The organism is Vreelandella xerophytica (assembly GCF_968048975.1).
On sequence record NZ_OZ309106.1, the window covers coordinates 2,841,096 to 2,865,174 of the forward strand.

General features: G+C 61.6%; 17 protein-coding genes. 5 read left to right on the forward strand and 12 right to left on the reverse strand.

Annotated elements, in window-relative coordinates; genetic code table 11:
- Nucleotides 1-22 precede the first annotated feature (22 nt).
- On the reverse strand, nucleotides 23-616 hold the full coding sequence (locus ACWF8S_RS13285; RefSeq protein ID WP_447553824.1) for a GNAT family N-acetyltransferase: 594 nt from the start codon (nucleotides 614-616) through the stop codon (nucleotides 23-25).
- Nucleotides 617-757: 141 nt separating this feature from the next.
- On the opposite strand from ACWF8S_RS13285, the gene ACWF8S_RS13290 reads away from it, so the two are divergent.
- Nucleotides 758-1,987 carry a nucleoside recognition domain-containing protein gene (locus ACWF8S_RS13290; protein WP_447553826.1) on the forward strand — a complete coding sequence of 410 codons (1,230 nt, stop codon included), beginning with the start codon at nucleotides 758-760 and terminating at the stop codon, nucleotides 1,985-1,987.
- A 3-nt stretch (nucleotides 1,988-1,990) separates the two neighbouring features.
- Here ACWF8S_RS13290 and ACWF8S_RS13295 read toward each other — a convergent pair whose 3' ends face one another.
- From ACWF8S_RS13295 to ACWF8S_RS13315, 5 genes are all read right to left on the reverse strand, one after another.
- Nucleotides 1,991-3,184, reverse strand: coding sequence for a serine hydrolase domain-containing protein (locus tag ACWF8S_RS13295; RefSeq protein WP_447553827.1), 1,194 nt, complete (start codon nucleotides 3,182-3,184; stop codon nucleotides 1,991-1,993).
- 26 nt (nucleotides 3,185-3,210) lie between these two features.
- On the reverse strand, nucleotides 3,211-5,403 hold the full coding sequence (locus ACWF8S_RS13300) for an OsmC domain/YcaO domain-containing protein (RefSeq protein ID WP_447553829.1): 2,193 nt from the start codon (nucleotides 5,401-5,403) through the stop codon (nucleotides 3,211-3,213).
- A gap of 111 nt (nucleotides 5,404-5,514) precedes the next feature.
- Entirely contained in the window at nucleotides 5,515-6,828 is a 1,314-nt protein-coding gene (argA, locus tag ACWF8S_RS13305; protein WP_447553830.1) for an amino-acid N-acetyltransferase, read from the reverse strand.
- Between the two features lie 167 nt (nucleotides 6,829-6,995).
- Entirely contained in the window at nucleotides 6,996-8,261 is a 1,266-nt protein-coding gene (locus ACWF8S_RS13310; protein ID WP_447553831.1) for an inorganic phosphate transporter, read from the reverse strand.
- A 9-nt stretch (nucleotides 8,262-8,270) separates the two neighbouring features.
- Entirely contained in the window at nucleotides 8,271-8,951 is a 681-nt protein-coding gene (locus ACWF8S_RS13315; RefSeq protein ID WP_447553832.1) for a TIGR00153 family protein, read from the reverse strand.
- Between the two features lie 136 nt (nucleotides 8,952-9,087).
- Here ACWF8S_RS13315 and ACWF8S_RS13320 point away from each other — a divergent pair, with 136 nt between their 5' ends.
- Both ACWF8S_RS13320 and ACWF8S_RS13325 read left to right on the forward strand, forming a co-directional pair.
- Complete coding sequence (locus tag ACWF8S_RS13320) at nucleotides 9,088-9,966, forward strand: CYTH domain-containing protein (RefSeq protein WP_447553833.1); 879 nt, start codon at nucleotides 9,088-9,090, stop codon at nucleotides 9,964-9,966.
- A 28-nt stretch (nucleotides 9,967-9,994) separates the two neighbouring features.
- Nucleotides 9,995-10,888 carry an ion transporter gene (locus ACWF8S_RS13325; protein ID WP_447553834.1) on the forward strand — a complete coding sequence of 298 codons (894 nt, stop codon included), beginning with the start codon at nucleotides 9,995-9,997 and terminating at the stop codon, nucleotides 10,886-10,888.
- Between the two features lie 23 nt (nucleotides 10,889-10,911).
- On the opposite strand, the gene ACWF8S_RS13330 is transcribed toward ACWF8S_RS13325, so the two are convergent.
- Nucleotides 10,912-11,535, reverse strand: a complete 624-nt coding sequence (locus tag ACWF8S_RS13330; protein WP_447553836.1) for an L-threonylcarbamoyladenylate synthase — start codon at nucleotides 11,533-11,535, stop codon at nucleotides 10,912-10,914.
- 72 nt (nucleotides 11,536-11,607) lie between these two features.
- The gene (locus ACWF8S_RS13335; protein WP_447553838.1) at nucleotides 11,608-12,540 is read right to left on the reverse strand and encodes a PHP domain-containing protein; all 933 of its coding nucleotides are present in this window, start codon (nucleotides 12,538-12,540) and stop codon (nucleotides 11,608-11,610) included.
- A 277-nt stretch (nucleotides 12,541-12,817) separates the two neighbouring features.
- Here ACWF8S_RS13335 and ACWF8S_RS13340 point away from each other — a divergent pair, with 277 nt between their 5' ends.
- Both ACWF8S_RS13340 and mnmC read left to right on the forward strand, forming a co-directional pair.
- Nucleotides 12,818-13,117, forward strand: a complete 300-nt coding sequence (locus ACWF8S_RS13340; protein WP_447553839.1) for a YciI family protein — start codon at nucleotides 12,818-12,820, stop codon at nucleotides 13,115-13,117.
- A 166-nt stretch (nucleotides 13,118-13,283) separates the two neighbouring features.
- Complete coding sequence (gene mnmC / locus ACWF8S_RS13345) at nucleotides 13,284-15,284, forward strand: bifunctional tRNA (5-methylaminomethyl-2-thiouridine)(34)-methyltransferase MnmD/FAD-dependent 5-carboxymethylaminomethyl-2-thiouridine(34) oxidoreductase MnmC (RefSeq protein WP_447553841.1); 2,001 nt, start codon at nucleotides 13,284-13,286, stop codon at nucleotides 15,282-15,284.
- Here the strand turns inward: mnmC and ACWF8S_RS13350 are convergent.
- The 4 genes from ACWF8S_RS13350 to smc all read right to left on the reverse strand — a co-directional run bounded on the left by ACWF8S_RS13350 (nucleotide 15,278) and on the right by smc (nucleotide 24,059).
- Entirely contained in the window at nucleotides 15,278-15,553 is a 276-nt protein-coding gene (locus ACWF8S_RS13350; RefSeq protein ID WP_447553842.1) for a YheU family protein, read from the reverse strand. The two genes, mnmC and ACWF8S_RS13350, sit on opposite strands and share 7 nt — an antisense overlap.
- Nucleotides 15,550-17,586: an NAD-dependent DNA ligase LigA gene (ligA, locus tag ACWF8S_RS13355; protein ID WP_447553843.1), complete on the reverse strand. Its 2,037-nt coding sequence runs from the start codon at nucleotides 17,584-17,586 to the stop codon at nucleotides 15,550-15,552. Before ligA ends, ACWF8S_RS13350 begins: the two co-directional genes overlap by 4 nt.
- A 111-nt stretch (nucleotides 17,587-17,697) precedes the next feature.
- The gene (gene zipA / locus ACWF8S_RS13360; protein WP_447553844.1) at nucleotides 17,698-19,602 is read right to left on the reverse strand and encodes a cell division protein ZipA; all 1,905 of its coding nucleotides are present in this window, start codon (nucleotides 19,600-19,602) and stop codon (nucleotides 17,698-17,700) included.
- 965 nt (nucleotides 19,603-20,567) lie between these two features.
- Nucleotides 20,568-24,059 carry a chromosome segregation protein SMC gene (gene smc / locus ACWF8S_RS13365; RefSeq protein WP_447553846.1) on the reverse strand — a complete coding sequence of 1,164 codons (3,492 nt, stop codon included), beginning with the start codon at nucleotides 24,057-24,059 and terminating at the stop codon, nucleotides 20,568-20,570.
- Nucleotides 24,060-24,079: the final 20 nt, after the last annotated feature.

Genomic DNA, 24,079 nt, shown 5'->3' on the forward strand with positions numbered 1-24,079 from the left:
TACACTCCAACGTTTCCCTCCTTTATGCCCCTGCAAAGTGGTCCAGTCGGCTTTGCAGGTTCATCCGCACTGCCGGCCATTCGGGCTGGATGATCGAGTAGACCACGGTATCGCGCAGCGAGCCGTCAGGCATGACCTGGTGGCTTCTCAGGACGCCGTCCTGCTTGGCGCCCAGGCGTTCGATGGCCGCCCGGGAGGGGTGGTTGAAAAAGTGAGTGCGAAACTCCGCAGCCAAGGCATTCGATGCATCGAACAGATTGGCCAGCATCATGAACTTGCATTCGGTATTCACCGCCGTGCGGCGCACGCTTTGGGCGTACCAGGTGTAGCCGAGCATCGCCCGGCGGTTGGCGGCGTCCACCTGATAGAACCGCGTGGTGCCGACAATGGTGTTATCGGTCTTGCGGCGTACGGCGTAGGCAAGATTCCCCGCGGCCGCAGCCTCCATCGCCCGCTCCACGTAGGCGGCCATATCGTCTGGGTGGGGGACGCTTGCGTACCAGATCTTCCAGGCCTCGCCGTCGTTTACCGCGCGGGCCAATCCTTCGATATGGCCCGCATTCAGCGCCTCGAGTACGACGTGCTGGCCTTCCAACTGCTGTTCCTTGATAAACATGACTCCCCCTTCAGGTAAGCGATTGCTTGATCAGCATCGCATTAACCCTCAAGACTTCGCTACTGTGGCCGGGCGATAAATTGGTTAGGATTGGCCTCTCGTTATGGCACCCATCCCCGTTACCCCAGGACCACCGCCCGCATGCTCAATGGAATATGGTTAAGTTTTTTCATCGCCGCCTTCGTCGGCGCGCTCTGGCAGTGGCTGGTCGGGGGAGACAGCGAGGTCTTTGCGCGCCTGGTGCAGTCGCTTTTCGATATGGCCAAGGTGAGCGTGGATATCATCCTGGTACTGCTGGGTGCCATGACGCTGTGGCTGGGGTTTCTGTCCATCGCCGAAAGGGCGGGCATGATCCGTCTGCTGGGCCGGGTGCTCGACCCGCTGTTTTGCCGTTTGATGCCGGAAGTGCCCCGAGGCCACCCGGCCATGGGGCTGATCAGCATGAACTTCGCCGCCAATATTCTGGGGCTCGATAACGCGGCCACGCCCATCGGCATCAAGGCCATGCATTCGCTGCAAACCTTGAACCCTAGTAAAGAGGTCGCCAGCAATGCGCAAATCCTGTTTCTGGTGCTCAACACCTCGTCGCTGACCCTGCTGCCAGTCACCATTTTCATGTACCGGGCCCAGCAAGGCGCTGCCGACCCCACGCTGGTGTTTCTTCCCATCCTGTTGGCCACCAGCGCGTCAAGCCTGGCCGGGCTTCTTGCCGTGGCGCTGGTGCAACGCATTCGACTCTGGCACCCGGTGGTGCTGGGCTATTTCGCCGTCGCCGCCTTGGGCCTTGGGCTTTTGATCACCACACTCGCCGGGCTCTCGGCCCAGGCACTGGCCGGTGCGTCGACGCTGGTCGGCAACCTGACCCTGTTCAGCATCGTCATGCTGTTTCTGGCGGTCGGGGCGCTTCGCGGTGTGAAGGTCTACGATGCCTTTATCGAAGGCGCCAAGGAAGGCGTGAGCTTTACTCTGACACTCTTGCCTTATCTCATCGCCATGCTGGTGGCAGTGGGCGTGCTGCGGGCAAGCGGGGTGCTGGATGCGGGCCTGAGCGGCGTGCGCTGGCTGGTGGAGGGGTTTGGATGGGACACCCGATTCGTGGATGCTTTGCCCACAGCGTTCATCAAGCCGCTTTCCGGCGGCGGGGCGCGTGCCATGATGATCGAGACCATGGATACCTTCGGCGTGGACAGCTTCCCGGGCCTTCTGGCCGCCACGCTTCAGGGCAGCACCGAAACCACCTTCTACGTGCTGGCGGTCTACTTCGGGGCCATCGGTATCACACGTATTCGCCACGGCCTGGGCTGCGCGCTGTTCGCCGACGCCGTGGGCATTACCACGGCCATCGGCGTGTGCTACTGGTTCTTTGGCTAGGCGCTACTGATTATCGCCAGCCAGATGATCGCTCAGCGCGTGGAAGAACTGGGTGACCGGGACGATCTCGAAGGCTTCCGCCTTGGGCTGGGCGCCGGTCATGGCAATCACCATGTCGTTGTCCGGGTCGATGAAGACCCATTGACCGAATATTCCCACCGCCGAGAAGGCGCCCTCGCCTTCCGGCCACCAGGAGTAGCCATACTCGATCTCTTCACCGCCGATCTCGTGCGGCCTTGCCGACTCCGCCACCCAGCCTTCGGGCAGCACCTCGGGGGTGTGGTACTCCTCGAGTACGAACTGGCCAAACCGGGCGTAGTCGCGCAGCGTGATGAGAAGGCCGCTTCCGCCGATCTCCTGGCCATCCTCGCTGTCCAGCCACCACTTTGCATCCGTCTCCATGCCGTAACCGGCCCAGATCTTCTCGGACAGGTACTCGGATGCGCTCTTGCCCACCGCGCCGTTGATGATCGCCGAAAGCAGCTGAGTTTCGCCGGTGCTGTAGTTCCACACCTCGCCGGGGTCGCCTGCGCGCTCGAGCCCGCCCATGAACTCCAATAGCGCCCCGGGCTCCTGAGAAAGCTGCACCTCGAGCATCTGGCGGCGCTGGGAGTCAGGATCCGCGTAGGTTTCATCCCAGGCCACCCCGGAGGCCATGAGCAGAATCTGCTTGACGCTCACATCGTCATAGACACTGCCGACGAGTTCGGGCACGTAGGTACTGACGGCATCATCGAGGCTTTCGATATGGCCATCCTTGAGTGCGGCGCCGATCAAGGTAGAGGAAATCGATTTGGCGATCGACATCGACATCCAGGGCGTATCCGCCGTGTTGCCGAGCGCGTACTGCTCGAACACCACGTCGTTGTCGTGCACCGCCATCAGGCCGCTCACCCGGTTGAGCGCCATGAAATCATAGATATCGTAGGTCACCCCTTCATGGGTAAGCGAGAAATCCTCGAGCGAAGCGTCACGCGTGCCGAATGCATGAGGAGTACTCGCCGCCTTCACCGTACGGGTAGGAAAGAGACGGTCGATATGGCGCGAAAGCTCGACCTGCTCGTCGGGCATCATCTGGCCGCTGTAGAGCTTGCGCACCTCTGCCTGGCTCTGCTCGGAACTCTGGGCCAGGCTTGCGCCGGACACGAGGGTGAGGGCAGCGGCGATAAGGGGTGAACTCAATGTCATCGGTGTCATGGCATTCCCGTCTAGTGAGTAAAGGTTCAAGAGGCCGCGCGCGCGCGGGCGGCGTGGAGCTTCTTGTAGCTCTCGATCAAACGCTGATGGCGCTCGAGGCCGTCAAGCTGCAGATTGGTCGGCGTGAGGCCGTAAAAGCGCACGGTGCCTTCCACCGAACCCACGACCGCCGCCATGGTCTCTTGCGTGAACATACGCTGGAAGTTGGGCAGGTAGTCGTCGATTTCAAGCTCATCATCGAGCGCGATTTCCAGCACCGCGTTTAACGCCTGGTAGAAAAGTCCGCGCTCGACGGTGTTGTCGTTGTACTGCAGGAACATTTCTACGCAGTCCAGCGCCTCTTCCAGGCGGCCCAGCGCCAGAAAGATCAAAAGCTTGAGTTCTAAAATGGTGAGCTGGCCCCAGGCGGTGTTCTCGTCGAACTCGATCCCGATCAGCGTGATGATATCGGCATGATCGTCCATCTGGCTCTCTTCGAGCCGCTCGACCAGGTCGGTAAGCGCTTCATCATCGAGGCGGTGCAGGTTGAGGATATCCTCGCGGTAGTCCAGCGCCTTGTTGGTGTTGTCCCAGATCAAATCCTCGATCGGGTACACCTCGGAGTAGCCCGGCACCAGTATACGACAGACCGGCGCGCCCAGGTCCTCGTGAACGGCCATGTACACTTCGGCGCCGAGTTCGGCGAAGATATCGAGCAGTGTCCGCGCCTGTTGCTGCGAGGTTTGAGTACCGTGCTCGGTAAAGTCCCACTCGACGAACTCGAAGTTCGACTGGGCGCTGAAAAAGCGCCAGGACACCACGCCCACGGAGTCGATGAAGTGCTCGACGAAGTTGTTGGGCTCGGCCACGGTCTGGGAGTTGAAAGTCGGCAGCGGCAGATCGTTGAGGCCTTCGAAACTACGGCCCTGCAAAAGTTCGGTGAGGCTTCGCTCCAGCGCCACCTCGAAACGCGGGTGGGCGCCGAAAGAAGCGAACACGCCGCCGGTGCGCGGGTTCATAAGCGTCACACACATCACCGGGAACTGGCCGCCCATCGAGGCGTCCTTGACCAGCACCGGGAAGCCCTGGGCTTCGAGCGCCTCGATCCCTTCTTTGATGCCCGGGTACTTCGCGATCACCTCTTGCGGCACGTCCGGCAGTGCCAGTTCCTGCTCCAGAATGTCGCGCTTGACCGCTCGCTCGAAAATCTCGGAAAGACACTGCACCTGGGCTTCCGCCAGGGTGTTGCCCGCGCTCATGCCGTTGCTCAGAAACAGGTTCTCGATGAGATTCGAGGGAAAATAGACCGTCTCGCCATCCGACTGGCGCACAAAGGGCAAGGAGACGATGCCGCGATCAGTGCGTCCGGAGTTGGTGTCATAAAGGTGGGAGCCTTGTAGCTCGCCTTCCGGGTTGTAGACGGCCAGGCAGTGATCATCGAGGATTCCCTCGGGCAGTTCGCCATTCGGGCCTGGCTGGAACCACTTTTCATCGGGGTAGTGGACGAAGTCGGCGTTCGCGATCTCTTCGCCGAAGAACTGATCGTTATAGAAGAAGTTGCAGGACAGACGCTCGATGAACTCGCCAAGCGCCGAGCACAGCGCACTTTCCTTGGTCGCGCCCTTGCCGTTGGTGAAGCACATGGGGGACGCTGCATCACGAATATGCAGTGACCAGACGTGGGGCACGATGTTGCGCCAGGAGGCGATCTCGATCTTCATGCCCAGCTTCGCCAGAATGCCGCTCATGTGGGCGATGGTCTGCTCCAGCGGCGCATCCTTGCCCTCGATGAACGTCTCGCCGCCTTCAGGCGCGCCCATCAGTAGCGCCTGGGCGTCCTCGTCGATGTTCTCGACCACCTCGATCTGAAACTCCGGGCCGGTCTGGACCACCTTCTTGACCGTACAGCGGTCGATGGAGCGCAGCATGCCCTCGCGGTCTTTCTCGGAGATATCCTCGGGAAGCTCCACCTGGATCTTGAAGATCTGCTTGTAGCGGTTCTCCGGGTCGACAATGTTGTTCTGGGACAGGCGAATGTTGTCCGTGGGAATATTGCGCGCGTTGCAGTACACCTTCACGAAATAGGCCGCACACATGGCGGATGAGGCCAGAAAATAGTCGAAGGGCCCAGGGGCGGAACCGTCGCCCTTGTAGCGAATCGGCTGATCGGAGATAACGCTGAAGTCGTCGAACTTCGCCTCGAGGCGCAGGTTGTCGAGGTAATTAACTTTGATTTCCATGGGAGCGTCCGAATCAATGAGTGTGCCCTGCCCTTTTTACAAGGCTGAGCGATGCCCCATTATCCAGTTTTTCGACCGCTCCGTCTTGCCCGCATCATACCCGAGCGTTCATCACACCAGCGTCTTCATCAACACCTTGGATTTGCGCGCGTGATTGTAGGCGTCACGCTTGAGGGGCGGCAGCGCCTCGAGGCTCGAGGCCTGAAAGCCGTGCTCGACAAACCAGTGGGCGGTATGGGTGGTGAGTACGAACAGCGAGACGAGCATTCGCTTGCGGGCGCGCTGCTCGATTGCCTCGACCAGACGCTCGCCGCGCTCGCCGCCCCGGTAGTTTTCATGTACCGCCACGCAGGCCATCTCGCCAATCAGGGCATTTTCGAAGACATGCAGTGCGGCGCAGCCAATCACCATGCCGTCACGCTCGATGACCAGATAATCCTCGATCTCGTGCTCCAGGCGCTCACGGGAGCGAGCCACCAGCATGCCTCGGCGCTCCAGCGGCTCCAGAAGCTCCAGAAGCCCCCCTACGTCGTTGAGGGTGGCCGATCTGAGCTGCTCGTAGTGCTGTTCGGTAATCATCGTGCCCACGCCATCGCGGGTGAAAAGTTCGCCCAAAAGCGCATCGTGGTTGTGCCAGGAGAGCAGGTGCGTACGGGCGACTCCCTTGCGCGCCGCGGTGCAGGCGGCAGCCAGGTGGCGGGCAAGCTCCGAGCCCGGCTTGGCGCTTTGCAGGCGCGGGTCGGCCTCCGCCGGCGTCAGCTGACGCAAGAGCGCGCCCTGCTCATCCTGCAGGCCTTCGGAGTCGCCCAGCAGAATCAGCTTGTCCGCCTTGAGTGCGACCGCCGCGTGTTGAGCGATGTCCGAGGCGTCCAGATCGAACACCTCACCGGTACTGGAAAAGCCCAGCGGAGGCAGCAGCACCAGCGAGCCCTGGGCGAGCAGCTCCTCGATGGCCTTTGATCGCACCCGGCGTACCTCGCCGCTATGATCGAAATCCACCCCTTCGCGAACGCCCAGCGGCTTGGCAGTGACCAGGTTGCCGGACACCACGCTGAGCTCGGCGCCATGAAGCGGCGAGCTTGGCAGCCCAAGCGACAGCCGCGCCTCGAGCCACAGACGCTGATGGGAGGCCACCTGTTCCACGTGGGCCATCACCGCCCGGTCGGCTACCCAGCGCCCATCCACGTGCACCGGCTCCACGCCGCTCGCGCTCAGCGCCTTTTGCACCTGGGGGCGCACGCCGAACACTACCACCAGACGAACCCCCAGGGTATGCAGCAGCGCCAGGTCCTGAATCAGCTGCTCGCCTCGGTTGGATGCCATGGCGTCGCCCTCGATCAAGATGACGAAGGTGCGCCCCCGGTGGGCATTGATGTACGGGGAGGCGTTGCGAAACCAGTCAACAAAGGGGAAGCGTGTATCCAAGGGCCGCTCTCCGGCAGCAGGTGAATGAAAAGCCGACGTTCATGCGAAAGAGCTTACTTTAACAGAGCCAAAAAAAGAGCGGCACCGTTTTGCTTCCTGTCTTGCAAGACAAGAGGCCAAACGGTGCCGCACCGGGTCGGTTTGACGCGTGAAGCGCCAACCACACTCTAGCCGAACATGCCCTTGAACATGAAGAAGAACAGGATCGCCAGGCCCGCGCCGGCGGGCAGAGTGATCAGCCAGGACATCACGATGGTGCCGATGACGCGCAGATTGAGTGCGGCCATGCCGCGGGCCAGGCCCACCCCGAGCACCGCGCCCACCAGCGTGTGGGTCGTCGAGATGGGAAGCCCCGTGGCCGAGGCGAGCACCACGGTACTCGCCGCGGCCAGGGTAGCGGCAAAGCCGCGGCTCGGGGTGAGCTCGGTAATACCGGTACCCACGGTTGCGATCACCCGGTGACCGTAGGTCACCAGGCCAAACACGATGCCGCCGCCGCCGAGTACCAGCACCCACCAGGGCACGAGTGCGGCACTGTCGATCACGCCCTGGCTTCTCACCACGCTGATGACCGCCGCCAGGGGCCCTACTGCGTTGGCCACATCGTTGGAGCCGTGGGCAAACGCCATGGCACAGGCGGTGAAGATCATCAGCACGCCGAACACTCGCTCGACATTGGCGTAGCCGAAGTGGTCGGAGGCGTTTTTCTCGAACTTGATGCGCCGCTGCATCACGATACCCAGCCCCATGATCAGCGTGCCTATCAGAATCGACAGCAGCAGGCTCTGGCTGAAGGTGAGATCGAGCCCCACGTGGGAAAGGCCCTTGGTCAGCGTGACCATGGCGACGATGAAGCCCACCAGAAACATGTAACCCGGCACGTAGCGCTTGGCGGCGGTGAAGGGGTCGGTGTTTTCAAAGATCAGGTGGTGCACCGACTTGAACAGCACATAGCCGATGGTGCCGGCCAGAAGCGGCGACACCACCCAGCTTGAGGCAATCTGGCCGACCTTGTCCCAGGCCACCGCCTCGACCCCCAGGCCGACGGCGGCAAACCCGACAATGGCGCCGACGATGGAATGGGTAGTGGACACCGGCCAGCCCCGGGCCGAGGCCACCATCAGCCAGATACCCGCGGCCAGCAGCGCCGAGAGCATGCCGTACACCAGAAACTGCGGGTTGGCCTCCAAAAGCGCGGGGTCGATGATGCCGCCGCGGATGGTGGCCGTTACTTCGCCACCGGCAAGCCAGGCCCCGAGAAACTCGAAGATGACCGCAATGATGATGGCTTGCTTGATGGTGATCGCCTTGGACCCCACCGAGGTTCCCATGGCATTGGCGACATCGTTGGCACCGACGCCCCAGGCCATGAAAAAGCCGAATACACAGGCGAGAATGATAAAGATGTCGCCATACTGGGCAATAATCTGCATGCGGTCCCCTTAACGCGCGGTCAAAATCTGCAGTCGACTACCCACGCGTTCCGCGCGGTCAGATACTTCGCCCACCCACTCGATGATCTTGTAGAGAAAGATCACGTCCACCGGGGGAAGCGTACTTTCAAGCTCGAACAGCTGACGGCGAATGGCCACCTGCTGATCATCCGCCTGATGCTCCAGGGTATGCAGCTCGCAAATCATGGTCTGCATGACGTCCGACACGTTGCGCCCGAAGCCGGACTCCAGCAGTTCCTTGAGTTCCTCAAGGGCCTGGCGGGCCTGGGCCACACAGGCAACACTGGTGGTCATGTAGTCGCGCATGGGCTCGGCAAGCGTATCGGGCACGCGCATTTTACGTCCCAGCATGATGCCGGTAATGTCCCGCACCTTGTTGGCGATCTTGTCCTGCACACTGATCAGATCGAGCAGATCCGAGCGCGATACCGGCAAGAACATCGTGTTGGGCAGATTGAGCCGTAGCTCGGTTTTCAGCGTATCGGCGTCGTGCTCGAGCCGGGTGACGTTTTCCCGAAGCGTCGTGGCCTTGTCCCAGTCGCCGACCAGGGTAGCTTCGAAAAACGGCAGCAGCTGATCGGCGCATTCGTTGGCCTTGACGATATGGGCCAATAACGGCTGGAATGGCGAGCGGCCAAACATGGCGGAAAAAGGATTGGAGGTAACCATGGTGCCTTTCATCCTGAGTGTGGAAAGCCTGAAAATGGCGGCGCTAGTATAAAGAGTGCGCCCACCGTCGTCATGAAAAGTTCATGAAGTCGTCACAATTTAACGCAAAATTCACAAAAGCAAGGTAGCTATTGTCATGAAAGATCACTCCCCCCTTGAAATAGAGCTTAAGCTAGCGCTGCCTGCTGCGTCCATCGATGCGCTTTTAAACTACCCGGCGCTTTCCCAGGCGCCGCTGAAAAAACATCTGCAGAACACCTATTTTGATACGCCTTGCGGGGAGCTGGCCCGCGCCGGCGTCGCCCTGCGGCTTCGCCAGATCGATACGCAAACGCTGCAGACGGTGAAAACCCGAGGCCATGGCGGCGGCGGGCTCTCCACGCGCAACGAATGGGAGTGGCCGGTGAAAGATGGGTTGGATATCGATGCACTGGCGGGGCTGGCTCCTTTCAAGGGCGAGCTGAGCGGCGTTCTTTGCAGGCTTTCGCCCAGTCTGAGCACCCATTTCGACCGGCGCAGCTGGCAGGTCGACTGGAATGAAAGCCGCATCGAGCTGGTACTCGATGAGGGCGAAATCGCGTGTAACGGGGCCCAGGTCCCGATCTGCGAGGTCGAGCTGGAACTCAAGGACGGCTCGCCCGATGCACTCTGGTCGTTGGCGCTCTCGCTTTGCGCCCAGACCGCGCTTCGCCCAAGTGACTTGAGCAAGGCCGCCCGCGGTAATGCGCTGGGGCGCGGGCAGTGGCCGCTTCCCGAGGCCAGCACGCCTGCTGAGTGGCTCCACCGCGGAACTGTCGCGCTGGACGCCTTTCAGGATAGCGGACAAAGCGCCCACTTCGAGAGCGCCGACCACGCCTACAGGACACTTGCCGAACACCCGGACCTTGACGAGACACTTCGCCCCACCGCAACGGCGCTTTACCGGGCGCTGGATCAAGGCGTGCCGAGCATCACCTTTGGCTACAATGCGTTGAGTCTGGCACATCGCCTGAGTCTGAAAAGCGCGCTAAGCTAGGTTGGCTTGTCACTTCTAGGATAACACCATGAGTCTTCACCTTGCGCCGGGCCCGGAAGGCATACGTTCGCAGCTTTTTCATATCATCTTCGAGTCCGACACCCCAGGCGCCAAGGCGTTTGATCTGGTGCTGATCGCCATGATCTTGATGAGCGTATCGGTCATCTTGCTCGGCAGCGTGGAAAGCTACGCCCAGCGCTACGGGGATATCTTCCTTTACATGGAGTGGGCCTTCACGACCGCCTTCAGCATCGAGCTTCTGGTCAGGCTTTACTGTCTGGAGCGCCCGTCGGTCTACTTGAAGAGCTTCTATGGCGTGGTGGATCTGGTCGCCATCCTGCCTACCTGGCTGGTGCTGCTGGTCCCCGGTGCCCACGCGCTGGTGATCGTGCGGCTTTTACGGGTGCTGCGTATTTTCCGTATTCTGCGTCTGATGGAATTTGTCGGTGAAGGTCGCATGTTGCTGGAGGCCCTGCAGCGCAGCCTGCGTCAGATCCTGCTCTTTTTCAGCAGCATCCTGATGGTGGTCACGCTCTTCGCCGCGCTGATGTACACCATCGAGTCCGAAGAGGCGGGCTTTACCAGCATTCCCATCTCGATCTACTGGGCCATCGTGAGCATGACCACCGTAGGCTATGGCGACATCGTTCCCATCACGCCGCTGGGCAAGTCGATCACGGTCATCCTGATGCTGATCGGCTACTCGATCATCGCCGTGCCCACCGGGGTATTCTCCGCCCAGGTGATCCGCTCGATTCGTGAAGACCGCTACTCGGAAGAGGCCTGCCCGGGCTGCGGCCAAGACCGTCACGAGAAGCGCGCCCGCTACTGCCTGCGCTGCGGCACCTGGCTCGATGAGTTCAGCGACGACCCGCGCGAGAAGAAAAAGGATCAGGACAAGGATAAGGACGCCGAGGAGTGACATCCCCCGGCGCCGGATCGTGCTCAGCTTTCAAACGGGGTCGTGTCGCCTCGGCCTTCGCGGACGATGGTGGGAGGGAGCGTGCGCAGATCGATCACGCTGGTGGGGTCCAGGTGACAGGCGCCGCCATCGATGATCAGATCCAGATGCGCGCTGAAACGCTCACGAATTTCCTCCGGGTCGTTCATGGGCAGCGTTTCGTCCACGGGAATCAGCGTGACGCTCATCAAGGGCTCGCCCAACGCCTGAAGCAGCGCATGGGTGATCCTGTGATCCGGCACCCGCACCCCGATCGAGCGGCGCTTGGGGTGCAATAGAAGCCGGGGCACTTCCGTGGTGGCTTCCAGAATATAGGTGTAAGGCCCGGGAGTGTGGGCCTTGAGCAGACGAAAGACCGCGTTATCCACCTTGGCGTAGGTACCGATCTCGGAAAGATCCGAGCACACCAGGGTGAAGTTGTGCTTGTCATCCAGCGAGCGCAGCCATTTGATTTTCTCGATCGCTTTCTTCTCGCCTAGATGACAGCCCAGGGCATAGCCTGAATCGGTGGGGTAAGCCACCACGCCGCCCTGGCGAATGATCGCGACGGCCTGATCGATCAAGCGTTTTTGCGGGTTTTCCGGATGTATCTGAAAATATTGGCTCATCGCTGGCTCCTGTTCGAGGGCATCTTCTCCTGCAACACCTTTCAAGCATAGCTGAGGATCGGCCGCCCTGGGTCACTGCCTGCCAGCGAGTAGCCCACCGGGGGCGTCACACATATGGGCCAGGCGCGGGTGCTGCCAGATGGGTTTGGCTGCGGTGCGTGGTATATCGCTCATGCTGCCGGGGGCGGCGTGGCTGCCGGGAAAGTGGAAATCGCTGCCCAGGGAGGCGTAAAGCGCGCGCTCGTCGAGCTGGCGCGCCAGATCCCGGGTGCTGTCCAGATTCTGCTGGCCGCTGACCAGCTCCACGGCCTGCCCGCCGGCGCTACAGAACGCATCCATCAAAAGGCCCCGCTTGCGCCGGGTCAGCCCATAGCGAAGCGGATGGGCAATCACCGCCACTCCGCCGGAGGCCACCACCCAGCTCACCACCTCACCGATCTCCGGCCAGTGGGCTTTGACATCACCTTTCTTGCCGCTGCCCAGGTAGCGCTTGAAGGCACTGGCCCAATCCGGCACGATCCCCTCGGCCACCAGAGCGCGGGCGAAATCCGGACGCCCCAGAGGGCGTTCGCTTCCCGCCTGCTCTCGGGCCTTGGCCAGTGCATCCTTCAAGCCCACCTTTTCCAGACGCTCGGCGATGACCTCGGCGCGCTGGATCCGTGCCCGGCGCTGACATTCAAGCCCTTCCACCAGCGGCCCCTGAACGCCGCCGGGCATCAACGCCACCACATGGATATTGATGCCCTGCCAGCGAGTCGACAGCTCGCAGCCAGCCACCAGACAGATACCTTCGCGCTCGGCCGCACGTGCGGCCTCGTCGACGCCTTCCATGGTGTCGTGATCGGTCAGCGCCATATAGGAAAGCCCACGGCTTGCGCACAACGTGACCAGCTCGGTGGGCGACAACGCTCCGTCCGAGGCGGTGGAGTGCATGTGCAAATCCACCGGGTAGCCGTGGTCGGCATCAAAGGTCTCGGGCAGCACGGTAACGGGAAGTCGGGGCATGGGCATGACGTCGTGTAAGGAGTTTGTCAAAATAAGAGGTTTGTCAGAATAGCGGGTTGTCAGAATAGACGTTTGTCAAAATAGCGAGGCTTCACATTCAAGCCTTGCTCGAGCGTTACAAGGCGTTAATTTTACATAGTACGCATTCTACATGACACTAGACGTGTTTCCCCGTTCGCGGCTTGCAAGCGCGCCATGGTGCGCGCTTGGCCCTGCTCGGTCAACTGTCTAACCATCAGGGTCAAGCGCTTTCGCTTACGCCCAAGGGAGTTCTTTCATGCTTTATGCCATTATCAGTGAAGATGTATCCGATAGTCTGGAAAAACGTCTGGCGGCGCGCCCGGACCACCTCGCCCGTCTCGAGGCCCTGCGCGACGAGGGCCGGCTGGTGCTGGCAGGGCCGCATCCAGCCATCGATAGCGAAACGCCGGGAGATACCGGCTTCAGCGGAAGTCTGGTCGTGGCTGAGTTTGAAAGCCTGGATGAGGCCCAGGCCTGGGCGGATGTCGACCCCTACGTGGCGGCCGGTGTCTACGCCAAGGTTACGGTAAAGCCTTTCAAGAAAGTATTGCCTTGACCTTTGAGAGCACCTGTGAGGCGCCGTCGGCTTTTGCACAGAGGCTGTGGAAAACTCTGTGAAGATACGGCGGACGCTTTTCTCAAAGCGAGAGATAACGCCCGCATTAACGAATTGATCATTTTTTGACCGTTTTTTTTGCCAAGCACCCACAACGGATACTCGTGTGACCCAGCGCCGCCCTGCACTGCCCCCCCTGGAAGCGTTGACCGCCCCGGAACTCACCTGGGACAACGCCGCCCCGCACTCCTCGCGCTTCGACGACGTCTACTTCTCCCGGGAAGATGGCCGCGCCGAAACCGAGCATGTCTTCTTGAACGCCAACCGCCTGCCGGAGCGTTTTGCCCAGTGGTCGCAATCCCGCCCTTTCGTGATCGGCGAAACCGGCTTCGGCACAGGTTTGAACATGCTCTGCGCCTGGGCTTGCTTTGAAGCCAACGCCGGCCCTGACGCCAGGCTCCACCTGTTATCCACAGAGAAGTATCCACTTGAACACCAAGCGCTCGAGCGGGCGCTGAGCGCCTGGCCTTCTCTTGAGCGCTACGCCAAGGTGCTGTGTCGCAACTGGCCCGATGCGATCAGCGGGGTTCATCGGCTGCATTTGAGTGAGCGCGTCACGCTCGATTTGCACTTTGGCGATACCACCGAGCGCCTGACACTTCTGGACGGCCAGGTGGATGCCTGGTTCCTGGATGGCTTTGCCCCCTCGAAAAACGCCGCCATGTGGCAGCCTGCGCTTTTCGAGGCCATGGCGGCGCGCTCACGCCCGGGTGCGACCTTTGCCACCTTCACCTGCGCCGGAGTGGTCAAGCGCGGCTTGAAAGCCGCCGGGTTCACGATTCAAAAAGTGGCGGGCTTTGGGCGCAAGCGCGAGATGCTGATCGGGGTGATCGACTCCCCCCCGGTCGATGACCGGCGCGCCCTGACGCCCTGGTTCATCCCGCCCGCCCCGCAAAAAGCCAGCCACGTCGCAGTCATCGGCGCCGGCCTTGCCGGAGCGAGCATGGCCGCAGCCCTTGCCCGGCGCGGCGTGAACGTGACCGTGTATGAACGCGAAGCGCCGGGAGCCGGCGGCTCGGGGAATCGCCAGGGGGCGCTTTATGTAAAGCTTGCCGCCGAAACCAACGATCAGAGCCGGTTTTATCTGGCCGGACTTTTGTACAGCGCGCGCTGGCTGGGGGGGCTTGATCAGCACGAGGCGCTCTGGCGGCCCTGCGGCGTCGTCCAGCTCGCCTTGAGCGAGAAAGAAGCCGAGCGCCAGCAGCGATTTCTAGCACGACACCCGCTGGGAGACGCCGTGGTCAGGGCTTATCAGGGCAATCTGGCGCCGCTGGTAGGCGTGGCGGGCACGTCGCGTCACGCGCTTCATTACCCCAACGCAGGTTGGGTGCGGCCCAAGGCGCTTTGCGAGGCGCTTTTGGCACACCCGCGCATTCGCTATTGCCAGGCAGAGGTCACCGGGCTCGTCCCACATGAAAAAAGCTGGCAGCTGACACTAAGCGGGCAACCGCCCGCCGAGGCCGATCAGGTCGTCATCGCCAACGCTTACCTGGCCAACCGCTTTACCCAGACCCAAGCGCTTGCCTTTCAGCAGGTGCGCGGCCAGGTCAGCAGCCTGACGTTGCCCGAGGGGATGAGCGCGCCAACGCGCGTGGTGTGCGCCGGCGGCTATGTATCTCCGCCAGCCGAGGGCGTGCTTACCTTCGGGGCAAGCTTCGTGCCCAACGATGGGCAAAGCGAGATTCGCCTAGAGGATCATCAGCGCAATATCGATGAACTTCGCCGCGCCCTGCCCGAGTGGGTCGAAGCCCTTGAGCATTCCAGCGGGCCACTGACGCCAGAGCGCTTGACCGGGCGCGCCGCCATTCGCGCGGCAAGCCCGGACAAGACACCCTACGCCGGGCCCGTACCGGTGATTGATCAGTGGCAAAGCGACTACGCGGCGCTTTCCAAGGACGCCTCCCGCGTGGCGCCTGTCCCCGGTGCCCACTACCCGGGGCTCTGGGTCTGCGCCGCTCACGGCAGCCGAGGCCTTGCCAGCGCCCCGCTGTGCGCCGAGGTGATCGCCTCACGGCTTTGCGACGAACCGCTGCCACTGGAGGGCCCGCTTGCAGACCATCTGCATCCCGGCCGGCGGTTTATCAGCGCGCTGGTACGCGCTCAGTAGTCGCCTTCCTCCTCGTCATCGGCCAGATCCCGGCCGAAGGCGCGCCACTGGGCCAAGGTCATGACCTCGGTCTGCTCGAGCTCGATATCGTGGGCGATCAAGAGCTCGCCGCGCTCGAGCTGGCGCTTGAGTTCGACTACCCAGCCGTGCATGCCCTCGCCACTGGTATCGGTCGTATCGTAGCCCTGGCGGGTCACGAAGGCTTCCAGCAGCGCATCCAGGGTTTCCGGGGCCAGCATGCGCGCCGGCACTTCGATGAATCGGCTCATTGCGTTTGCTCCCACTCGGTGAGTCTTTGGGTGAAGGTGGGTTCATCCAGCACATCCACCCCCAGCTCCTCGGCCTTGGCGAGCTTGCTGCCCGCCGCTTCGCCGGCCACGACGCAAGTGGTCTTCTTGGAAACACTGCCGGCCACCTTGGCGCCCAGCGCTTGAAGCCGCGCCTTGCCTTCGTCCCGGGTCATCGTTTCAAGGCTTCCGGTGAGCACCCAGGTCTGGCCTTCAAGCGGCGTAGGGCCTTGAGTCACTTCCGCCTCTTCCCAGGTCAAGCCGGCCTTGATCAAATCGGCGATGGTGTGCTGGTTGTGCGGCTGCTGAAAAAACGTGTGCACGTGGGCGGCGACGATAGGACCTACATCATTGACCGCTTCCAGCGCAGGCTGGTCGGCCGCCTGAAGCGCCTCGAGCCCGCCAAAGTGGTTCGCCAGGTTGACCGCGGTCGCCTCACCCACCTCGCGAATGCCGAGTGCGTAGATGAAGCGGGCGAAGGTGGTCCGCTTGGCGTTCTCCAGTGCATTCACCAGGTTCTCCGAGGATTTCTGGCCCATGCGCGGAAGACTTGAAAGCTGCTCGACGGTCAAGCCGAAAAGATCCGCCGGGGTCTTGACCCAGTCCCGCTCGACCAGCTGGTCGATGATCTTCACGCCCAACCCGTCCACGTCCAGCGCCTTGCGGCTGGCAAAGTGCTTCAGCGCCTCCTTGCGCTGAGCGGGGCAGAAAAGCCCGCCGGAGCAGCGCGCAACGGCCTCCCCCTCCACGCGCTCGATATCCGAGCCGCACACCGGGCAAGCGTCGGGAAAAGTGATCATTCTTGCCGATGCCGGGCGCTTGTCCGCATCCACCCGCACCACCTGGGGAATCACGTCACCGGCCCGACGAATCGCCACGGTGTCGCCAATCATTACCCCTAGCCGGGTGATCTCGTCGGCATTGTGAAGCGTGGCGTTGGAGACGGTCACACCGGCGATCGATACCGGTTCAAGCCGCGCCACCGGGGTAATGGCACCGGTGCGTCCAACCTGAAACTCCACATCGTTAAGCGTGGTGATCTCCTCCTGGGCGGGGAACTTGAACGCTACCGCCCAGCGCGGCGCCCGGGCCACAAAGCCCAGCTCGCGCTGGGCACGCAGGTCGTTGACCTTGATTACCACGCCATCGATATCAAAACCCAGCCCCAGACGTTTCTCGCCAAGTCTTTCACAGTAGTCGGCCACGGCCTGGGGGCCCTTGAGCGTGGCAAGCTCGGCACTTGACCGAAACCCGAGCTTCTCGAGGCGTTTCATCAGCGCGCTGTGGGTGGTATCGCCGCTGTCCGGTTCAAGTCTTGCGACCTGATAGCTGTGGAATTCCAACGGGCGCCTGGCGGTAATACGCGGGTCGAGCTGACGCAGGCTGCCGGCGGCGGCATTTCTGGGGTTGGCAAAGACGCGGCTACCCTCTTCCCGGGCGCGCTCGTTCAACGCTTCAAACCCCGCGTGACGCATGATTACCTCGCCGCGTACTTCCAAAAGCGCGGGCACGTCCTTTCCGCGAAGCTTGAGCGGAATCGAGCGAAGGGTGCGAAGATTCGAGGTGATGCCCTCCCCGGTGCGCCCATCGCCCCGGGTCGCACCGCTGGTCAATACGCCCTGCTCATACACCAGCGACACCGCGGCGCCGTCAAGCTTGGGCTCGCAGCTGAATTCGAGTTCGTCCGGCTCTTGCTCCAGGCGCTCGGCCACCCGCTCGGCGAACGCCACAATATCCTCGCGGTGGAAGGCGTTATCCAGTGACAGCATGGGGATGACGTGGGCGATTGCGGGAAAGCCTTCGGCGGGAGCCGCGCCCACGCGCTGTGTGGGCGACTCGGGAGTGACGAGTTCGGGATGGTCCGACTCGATCTTCTTCAACGCTTGAAGCTTGCGGTCGTAGTCGGCATCGGTCAGCGTGGGTTCGTCAAGAACATAGTAACGGTGATTGGCGTCATCAAGCTCGGCGCGAAGCGTGGCGAGCTCTTCGAGCACGTGAGAGGAAGGCTGACTCATGCAATTGGATTCCGTGAAACAGTACGTAGTAGACCTAAAGCGTAGCTGCCAGAAGACGCTTTAGTAACAAAAAAACCCGCCTGACAAGGCGGGTGATCAGAAGAGAGCCGATCAGCGAGCGGTGTGGCGCTGCAGGCGGTGGCGGCGCTCGAACTCATGTACGCGCTGGCGGGCAAACTCGATGGTCTGCGCGGTCATCACGCTGCGGTTTTCATCCTTGAGTTCCCCGCCCATATGGCGGACCACCACCATGGCCGTCTCTACCATCGCTTCAAACGCGGCGGCGCTATCCAGCGCGCCGGGCAGCGGCATCAAGAAGGTAATGCCCGGGGTGACGAACTCGTCCATTTCCTCGATCGGAAAGGTACCGGGCTTGACCACATTCACCATGGAGAACTGCAGTTCGCTATCGGCGCTTTCCGTCTCGAAACGATGGAAAACGCCCATGCTGCTGCTGTAGCGAAGACCACAGGCCATCATAAGTTCAAGGAGCTTGCTGCCATCGAAGCCTTCGGGCTCGCGGGAAAGCACGCTGATCACCACCATTTCCGAGGCGTCGGCCAGCGCTTCCTTGGCGCGGGCACCGGACACATCGTGGCGCAACGCTTTCTCGAGAGTGGGATGGGCGTGCACCACGCTATCCTCATACGCCGGCTCATCGGTTGCGGCTTCGGCAAAGGCGTGATCATCGGCACTATCAGAGCGCGAAGGCTGGGAGCCTTGGCGGCGCAGCGCACTCAACGAGGGCTCGGCACTGTAAAGCTCGTCGTCGCCGTAGTGCGTTGTGGCACGTGCCGCTTCGGCCTCACGCGCTCGAGCCTGCTCTTGAGCAATACGCGCTTTTTCAGCCTCGGCGGCTTCCTTGGCTTCACGGCGCTGCTCGGCTTCCAAGGCTTTGCGTTCGGCCTTCTGCCTGGCAAGCGCCTTGGCGCGTTCGGCTTTCTCGGCCTTTTTGCGCGCCCGCTCCTGGCGACGCTCGATCAGGCGACGCTTGAAGGAACGGCCCATACCTTCAAAATCCACCAGACGGTATTCATCCACTGCGTCGTCATCAAGCTCGCCGGCGGTGTCCAGACGCAGCTGACGACGCCTGGGTGACTCGCCGGTCTTGGCAAAGACGGCGTCCTCGGGCTCGGCGCGAAGTACCGGCTCGTCTTCGCCCTGAGCGGGTGCAACCTGGGGCTGTGCACTTGAATGAGGCGCTTGATGAAGCGGATCCGTCACGAGAGGGTCAGCAGCGCCAGTCGAAAGCGCGGGCTCGGCTGACTGGGTATCACTTGCCTGGGCATCCAGGATACCTGGAGCTTTCGGGGCAGATTTTTCCTGGGCTGACTCTTTCTGATTCTGAGCTGACGCTTCCTGGACAGGTTCTTCGGCCAGGGGTGCGGTCGCTTCAACAGGCTCAGGCTCGACTCTGGGCTCGACGGAAGAAGCGGCCTTTTCAATAGCGGGTTGCGTAGCGGGAGACTCTTCGGCAAAGAGGCTAGGCTCACGGCGCTCGTCTGTCGGACCTTTTTCGACGCTGCTCTCTACCCGGCTTTCTGCGCGACTCGAGGCGCGTTGGGGAGTCTCGGCGTCACTGGCCGCGACGGTGGTGCGGGCGCTGGCCGGCGTAGATTCGGCGCTTTCCTCGCCATAGCCGCTTTGATAGGCAAAACGGCCCTGGCCGCTGACCGCATTTCTCGATCGTGCAGTCGCCCTGGAAAATGAACGTCGGAAATCGGAGAGAACCTTGGAGGGGCCGGGGTGGTCCTGACGCTCGAGCTTGGGCTTTCTACCCAGACCGCTATAGTCAGCGGGCTTGACGACGCGGGCTCCCCCGTTGGGCAGCTCCCAATTGATCTCGGCCTCCTTGGCCTCGTCGTCCAGCTCTTCGATGGACGCCTTGGGCAGATTTTCTACCGATCGATCAAGGCGAGGCACTCGACGCTGGCGCTGAAGCCTTCGAACGCCATCGACCACGATAAGCGATACCAGCGCCAATCCTAGAATGATTAACCACTCTCTTAATTCCATGTCGAGCATTCCATGGGTCATTTTAACCGGTTTGAGGCGCTACACCGGAGGATATCCGCGTCCCTTGAAGGCGCTATATCTATCACCAGGCATAGTGCGGCTGCTACAAAAAAAGGCAACGTTTCGCTTATTATGCGCGGCTACTGGTCAACGTGAAATGAATGTTGACACAGCAAGCCCAGCGCTTGGACAAGTGAAACGACCAAAAGTGCCATCCTGGCGCTTGAATCAGGTCAATCACTGTCTTAAAAAGGCGCTTTCGCTTCATCGTCAGGCAGGCAGGTGGTCTGTCTCCCTTGATCCGAACATCACCGCTCAGTTTACAAAGGCTTTATCCGCCTTTTACACGGGGCCTTCGAGCCCACCGAGGCAGTGAATCAAAGCCTACCTTGCCATTTGTCAGCGCAGTAATTGTAGAAGCATTAATTCATGATGACAAAATCTTACAACCATACTCGCTCTTTAAACAAGCACAACTCGGCATTATCGCAACAAGTACTTATCAGTTGGCGCTAATTCCCTTCATTAAGACTCTGCAGACAACTCGACAAGCCCTGCTGTTTAACTATATATATTTCCAGTCATACGTCAGTTCCTGTTAATGGTCGCCTCCGGCGCTACTATGCAACCTCTTGTTCTGTAACTTTTTCCAAAACCAGGTTTATCCTTTCTCTTTAAAGCTCGAAAAAGTTAAACCATCGTTTGATAGCACCGCAAGTACGCGTCGAGTTCAGCCGATAATTTGCCTGTAAATTGATCGCCGGCTAATAATTCAGTTCGTATCGAGGTTTTAACTTTACTTCTGACTTACTCGATTACTTCTCACTTACTCGATTCATGAGTACGGCGAGTGTAGCGTGGACGACGGGATAACGTTCATGAGCCTGCTGGATATAATCGCCAGGCGCCCAAGGCCTCGCGTCGATTCCGGAAAGCGGGCATGACGGCGAAAGCGTCATACCCGATCAGTCGATAAGCGCTGCGGCCTCATCGATGCCCACCGAGACAAGCCTCGACACACCGGGCTCCTGCATGGTTACGCCCATCAGACGCTCGGCCGCTTCCATGGCGATCTTGTTATGGGTGATGTAGATAAACTGCACGCTCTCGGACATCTCTTTGACGAGTTTCGCATAGCGGCCTACGTTGGCGTCGTCAAGCGGAGCATCCACTTCGTCGAGCATGCAAAACGGCGCCGGGTTGAGCTGGAAGATCGCGAACACCAGTGACAGCGCGGTCAGTGCCTTTTCACCGCCGGAGAGTAGATGAATGGTGCTGTTCTTCTTGCCCGGCGGGCGCGCCATGATCGCAACGCCGGTCTCAAGAAGATCATCGCCGGTCAGCGTCAGCCACGCAGCTCCGCCGCCGAATACCCTCGGAAAAAGCGCCTGCAGGCCGGCGTTGACCTGCTCGAAGGTTTCGCGAAAACGCACCCGGGTCTCCTGGTCGATACGCTTGATCGCCCGTTCCAGAGTCTCCAGCGCCTCGGTGAGCTCGGCGTGCTGGGCTTCCAGGTAATTGCGCCGTTCGGCCTGCTGGTCGTACTCCTCGATGGCGGCAAGGTTGATCGCCCCGAGCCGGCGTATCTTTTCCGAGGTATTCTCCAAAAGCCCCTGCCAGCGCGACTCTTCGGCGTCGCTGGCAAGCGAGCCGGCAAGCGTCTCGATGTCGTGACCAAGCTCAGCAAGCGCCTCGTCCTGAGTGGCGGCTTTCAGCGCCAGAGCCTGCACCTCCATGCGCAGCGCTTGAAGCTGCTCGCGGCTTTGTTCGAGGGTTCGCTCGTGATTTTGCCGGGCGAGTTCGTCGTTTCTGAGCTGCTCGGAAAGTGCCTGGGCCTGCTGACGGGTATCGTTCAGCCGTGTCTGGCGCTGCTCGCGCTCGTGCAAGAGCTCCTCGAGTTCTTCCGCTGCCAGCTCGTCGGGCTCGAGCAGGGTTTCTCTGGCCTCTTCAAGCTCCTCGATACGTAGCGTCAGGCGCTCTTCGCTGTCGCTTGAGCGCATCTGCTGAGCGCGCAGGCTCTCGCGCTCGGCACTGAGCCGTTCGCGCTCGAGCGCCAGGGCCTGCTGCTGAGCCTTCAAGGGCACCTGCTGCTGAATCAGGCGCTCGTGTTCTTCACGCTGGCGGGTACGCTGTTCGACGCTCTCTTCCCGAGCCGTCGCCGCCTCCTCCAACGCGGCCATTGCGTCATGCCAGCGCTCGCGCTGCTCCTCGAGGGTCAAGGCGAGCGTGGCCTCATCCTCTTTCAGCGTGGCAAGCTCTTCGTCGATCTCGGCGGCGCGTCCCTCCAGGTGCTCCAGGCGCTGAGCCAGGCGCTGCTCCTTGACGGCAAGCGCCTGACGAAGGCTACCGTGCTCGCGCTCCGCTTCGGCGCGCTGTTCACGCTCGCTTTCCAGCGTTTCAAGGCCTAGCGCGAGCGTTTGGCACTGCTCGTCAAGGGCGTCCAGCGCCTGTTCGATCTCTTCGCGCTGAAGGCTCAAGGCGTCATGGCGCCGGCGGGTCATCAGCAGGGCATCGACCCCTTCACCGCTGGCTTGCTGGCGCAGCCAACCCGGGCCGCACCAAAGCCCCTGACGGCTGACCACGCTCTCCCCCGGCCCCAGGCTTGCCACCCGTGCCTGGACCTCGTCGTCGTGCTCGACATAGTGAATGCGCGAAAGCCATTCGCCAAGCGCCCCGGCGCCGCTCACCAACGAATCGAGCCGGACGTCGCTTGAGGGGGTTGTCTCTTGCTGGTCGATCAGACACCAGTCAGTCGCCAGCGCCTCCGGCAGCGCGCGAAGGATCGGTTCGCTGACCAGTCGGGCGTTGAGCCAGGGTGTCAGCAGCCAGGAGATCACCTGCTCCCAGCCGGGGGAGGTACTTAGTGTCTCGCCCAGACGCGCAGAGCGCTCAAGCCCGAAAGCCTCGAGGGTCTTGTGGATATCCGGGTCGTGGTTGGCCAGAGCGGCATCGATCAGCGCCTTGAGTGAGGCGAGCTCCCCCTGACACTGGCTAAGCTGGCCGCGTTTTTCTTCGCGGGTGTCGAGCGCCTGCTGGTGCGCGGCGCGGGTCTCGCTGTAGCGGGCCTGCCACTGCTCGCGCTCGGCTTGAAAACTCTCGGCGCGGCGCTGGGCGTCTTGAAGCTCGGCTTGGCTTTGGGCGTGTTCGTCAGTGACCGAGGAAGTGTCGTCAAGCTCAGCGCGCTGCTGCTCGCGTCGGGTACGCTCGGCTTGCAGGCGCTTGATACGCTGCTCGAGATCGCTTATCTGATCCTGGCTGCGCTCGGCATCGCGGGTGGCATCGCGCCAGCGGGACTCGGTATCGGTAAAACGCCGCTCGGCCTGCTCAAGCGCCGGCGCGATCCGGGTCAGGGTCTCTTCCAGCGCTTGAAGCTGCTCTTCCTGGGCTTCAAGCTCGGGCAGCAATACGCCCCAACGCTCGTCAATCTCGCCAAGACGCGCCTGGTCGCCTTCGCTCACCCGGCGCTGATCAAGGAGATCCCGCCGAGCGGTGTCGATATCGCTTGCCAGCTGGCTTTCGCGGCTCTTGCGATGCGCCTGGTCCTGCTCGAGGCGGGCAATGCGCGTGGTGGTTTCAAAAAACTGCTGCTGGTGGCGCTCGAGCACCTCAGACAGCTCGTCGTGCCGGGTGCGGGCCTGCTCCAGGCGGGTCTCGCACTGGCGAACGCCGAACACGTCCTTTTCCACGGCAATCTCGAGCTCGCGTACCCGGCTTTCCTGGCGGGTCTGCTCGACGCGCAAGGCGCGGCCGCGAATCAGCGCGAGCTCACCCTTGAGCTGATACTCCTGAGCCTTCAAGGTCTGGTAGCGCTTGGCCGCCTCGGCCTGGCGCTTCAAGCGCTCGAGCTGCTTGTCGAGCTCTTCGCGAATATCGTCCAGACGCTCCAGATTCTCCTGAGTACGGCGCATGCGGTTTTCGGTTTCGCGCCGACGCTCCTTGTACTTCGAGATGCCCGCGGCCTCTTCAAGCGTGGCGCGCAGATCATCCGGGCGGGCCTCGATCAGCCGCGAGATCATGCCCTGGCCAATCAGGGCGTAGGAACGCGGGCCAAGGCCTGTACCCATGAACAGATCCGCAATATCCCGACGCCGGCACTTCTGTCCGTTGAAGAAATAGTTGGACTGGCCGTCCCGGGTAACCAGCCGTTTGACGACAATTTCCGCGTACTGGGCATAGACCCCGCCCATGGTGCCGTCGCGGTTGTCGAACTTGAGTTCGATGGCGGCCTGGCCCACCGGCTTGCGTCCGGTGGAACCGTTGAAGATGACGTCCGCCATGGACTCGCCGCGCAGCGTCTTGGCCGAGGACTCCCCCATCACCCAGCGCACCGCATCGATGATATTGGATTTGCCGCAGCCGTTAGGGCCCACAATCGCGGTCATGTTGCCGTCAAAGGGCACCGTGATGGGGTCCACGAAGGACTTGAACCCGATAAGGCGTATGGAGGTTAAACGCATTGCGGCCCTTCATGGAAATG

Excerpts from the sequence above, each read along its gene's own strand:
- ACWF8S_RS13285 (WP_447553824.1), bottom strand. The coding sequence starts at position 616 with ATGTTTATCAAGGAACAGCAGTTGGAAGGCCAGCACGTCGTACTCGAG.
- ACWF8S_RS13290 (WP_447553826.1), top strand. The coding sequence starts at position 758 with ATGCTCAATGGAATATGGTTAAGTTTTTTCATCGCCGCCTTCGTCGGC.
- ACWF8S_RS13295 (WP_447553827.1), bottom strand. The coding sequence starts at position 3,184 with ATGACACCGATGACATTGAGTTCACCCCTTATCGCCGCTGCCCTCACC.
- ACWF8S_RS13300 (WP_447553829.1), bottom strand. The coding sequence starts at position 5,403 with ATGGAAATCAAAGTTAATTACCTCGACAACCTGCGCCTCGAGGCGAAG.
- ACWF8S_RS13310 (WP_447553831.1), bottom strand. The coding sequence starts at position 8,261 with ATGCAGATTATTGCCCAGTATGGCGACATCTTTATCATTCTCGCCTGT.
- ACWF8S_RS13315 (WP_447553832.1), bottom strand. The coding sequence starts at position 8,951 with ATGGTTACCTCCAATCCTTTTTCCGCCATGTTTGGCCGCTCGCCATTC.
- ACWF8S_RS13320 (WP_447553833.1), top strand. The coding sequence starts at position 9,088 with ATGAAAGATCACTCCCCCCTTGAAATAGAGCTTAAGCTAGCGCTGCCT.
- ACWF8S_RS13325 (WP_447553834.1), top strand. The coding sequence starts at position 9,995 with ATGAGTCTTCACCTTGCGCCGGGCCCGGAAGGCATACGTTCGCAGCTT.
- ACWF8S_RS13330 (WP_447553836.1), bottom strand. The coding sequence starts at position 11,535 with ATGAGCCAATATTTTCAGATACATCCGGAAAACCCGCAAAAACGCTTG.
- ACWF8S_RS13335 (WP_447553838.1), bottom strand. The coding sequence starts at position 12,540 with ATGCCCCGACTTCCCGTTACCGTGCTGCCCGAGACCTTTGATGCCGAC.
- ACWF8S_RS13340 (WP_447553839.1), top strand. The coding sequence starts at position 12,818 with ATGCTTTATGCCATTATCAGTGAAGATGTATCCGATAGTCTGGAAAAA.
- ACWF8S_RS13350 (WP_447553842.1), bottom strand. The coding sequence starts at position 15,553 with ATGAGCCGATTCATCGAAGTGCCGGCGCGCATGCTGGCCCCGGAAACC.
- ligA (WP_447553843.1), bottom strand. The coding sequence starts at position 17,586 with ATGAGTCAGCCTTCCTCTCACGTGCTCGAAGAGCTCGCCACGCTTCGC.
- zipA (WP_447553844.1), bottom strand. The coding sequence starts at position 19,602 with ATGGAATTAAGAGAGTGGTTAATCATTCTAGGATTGGCGCTGGTATCG.
- smc (WP_447553846.1), bottom strand. The coding sequence starts at position 24,059 with ATGCGTTTAACCTCCATACGCCTTATCGGGTTCAAGTCCTTCGTGGAC.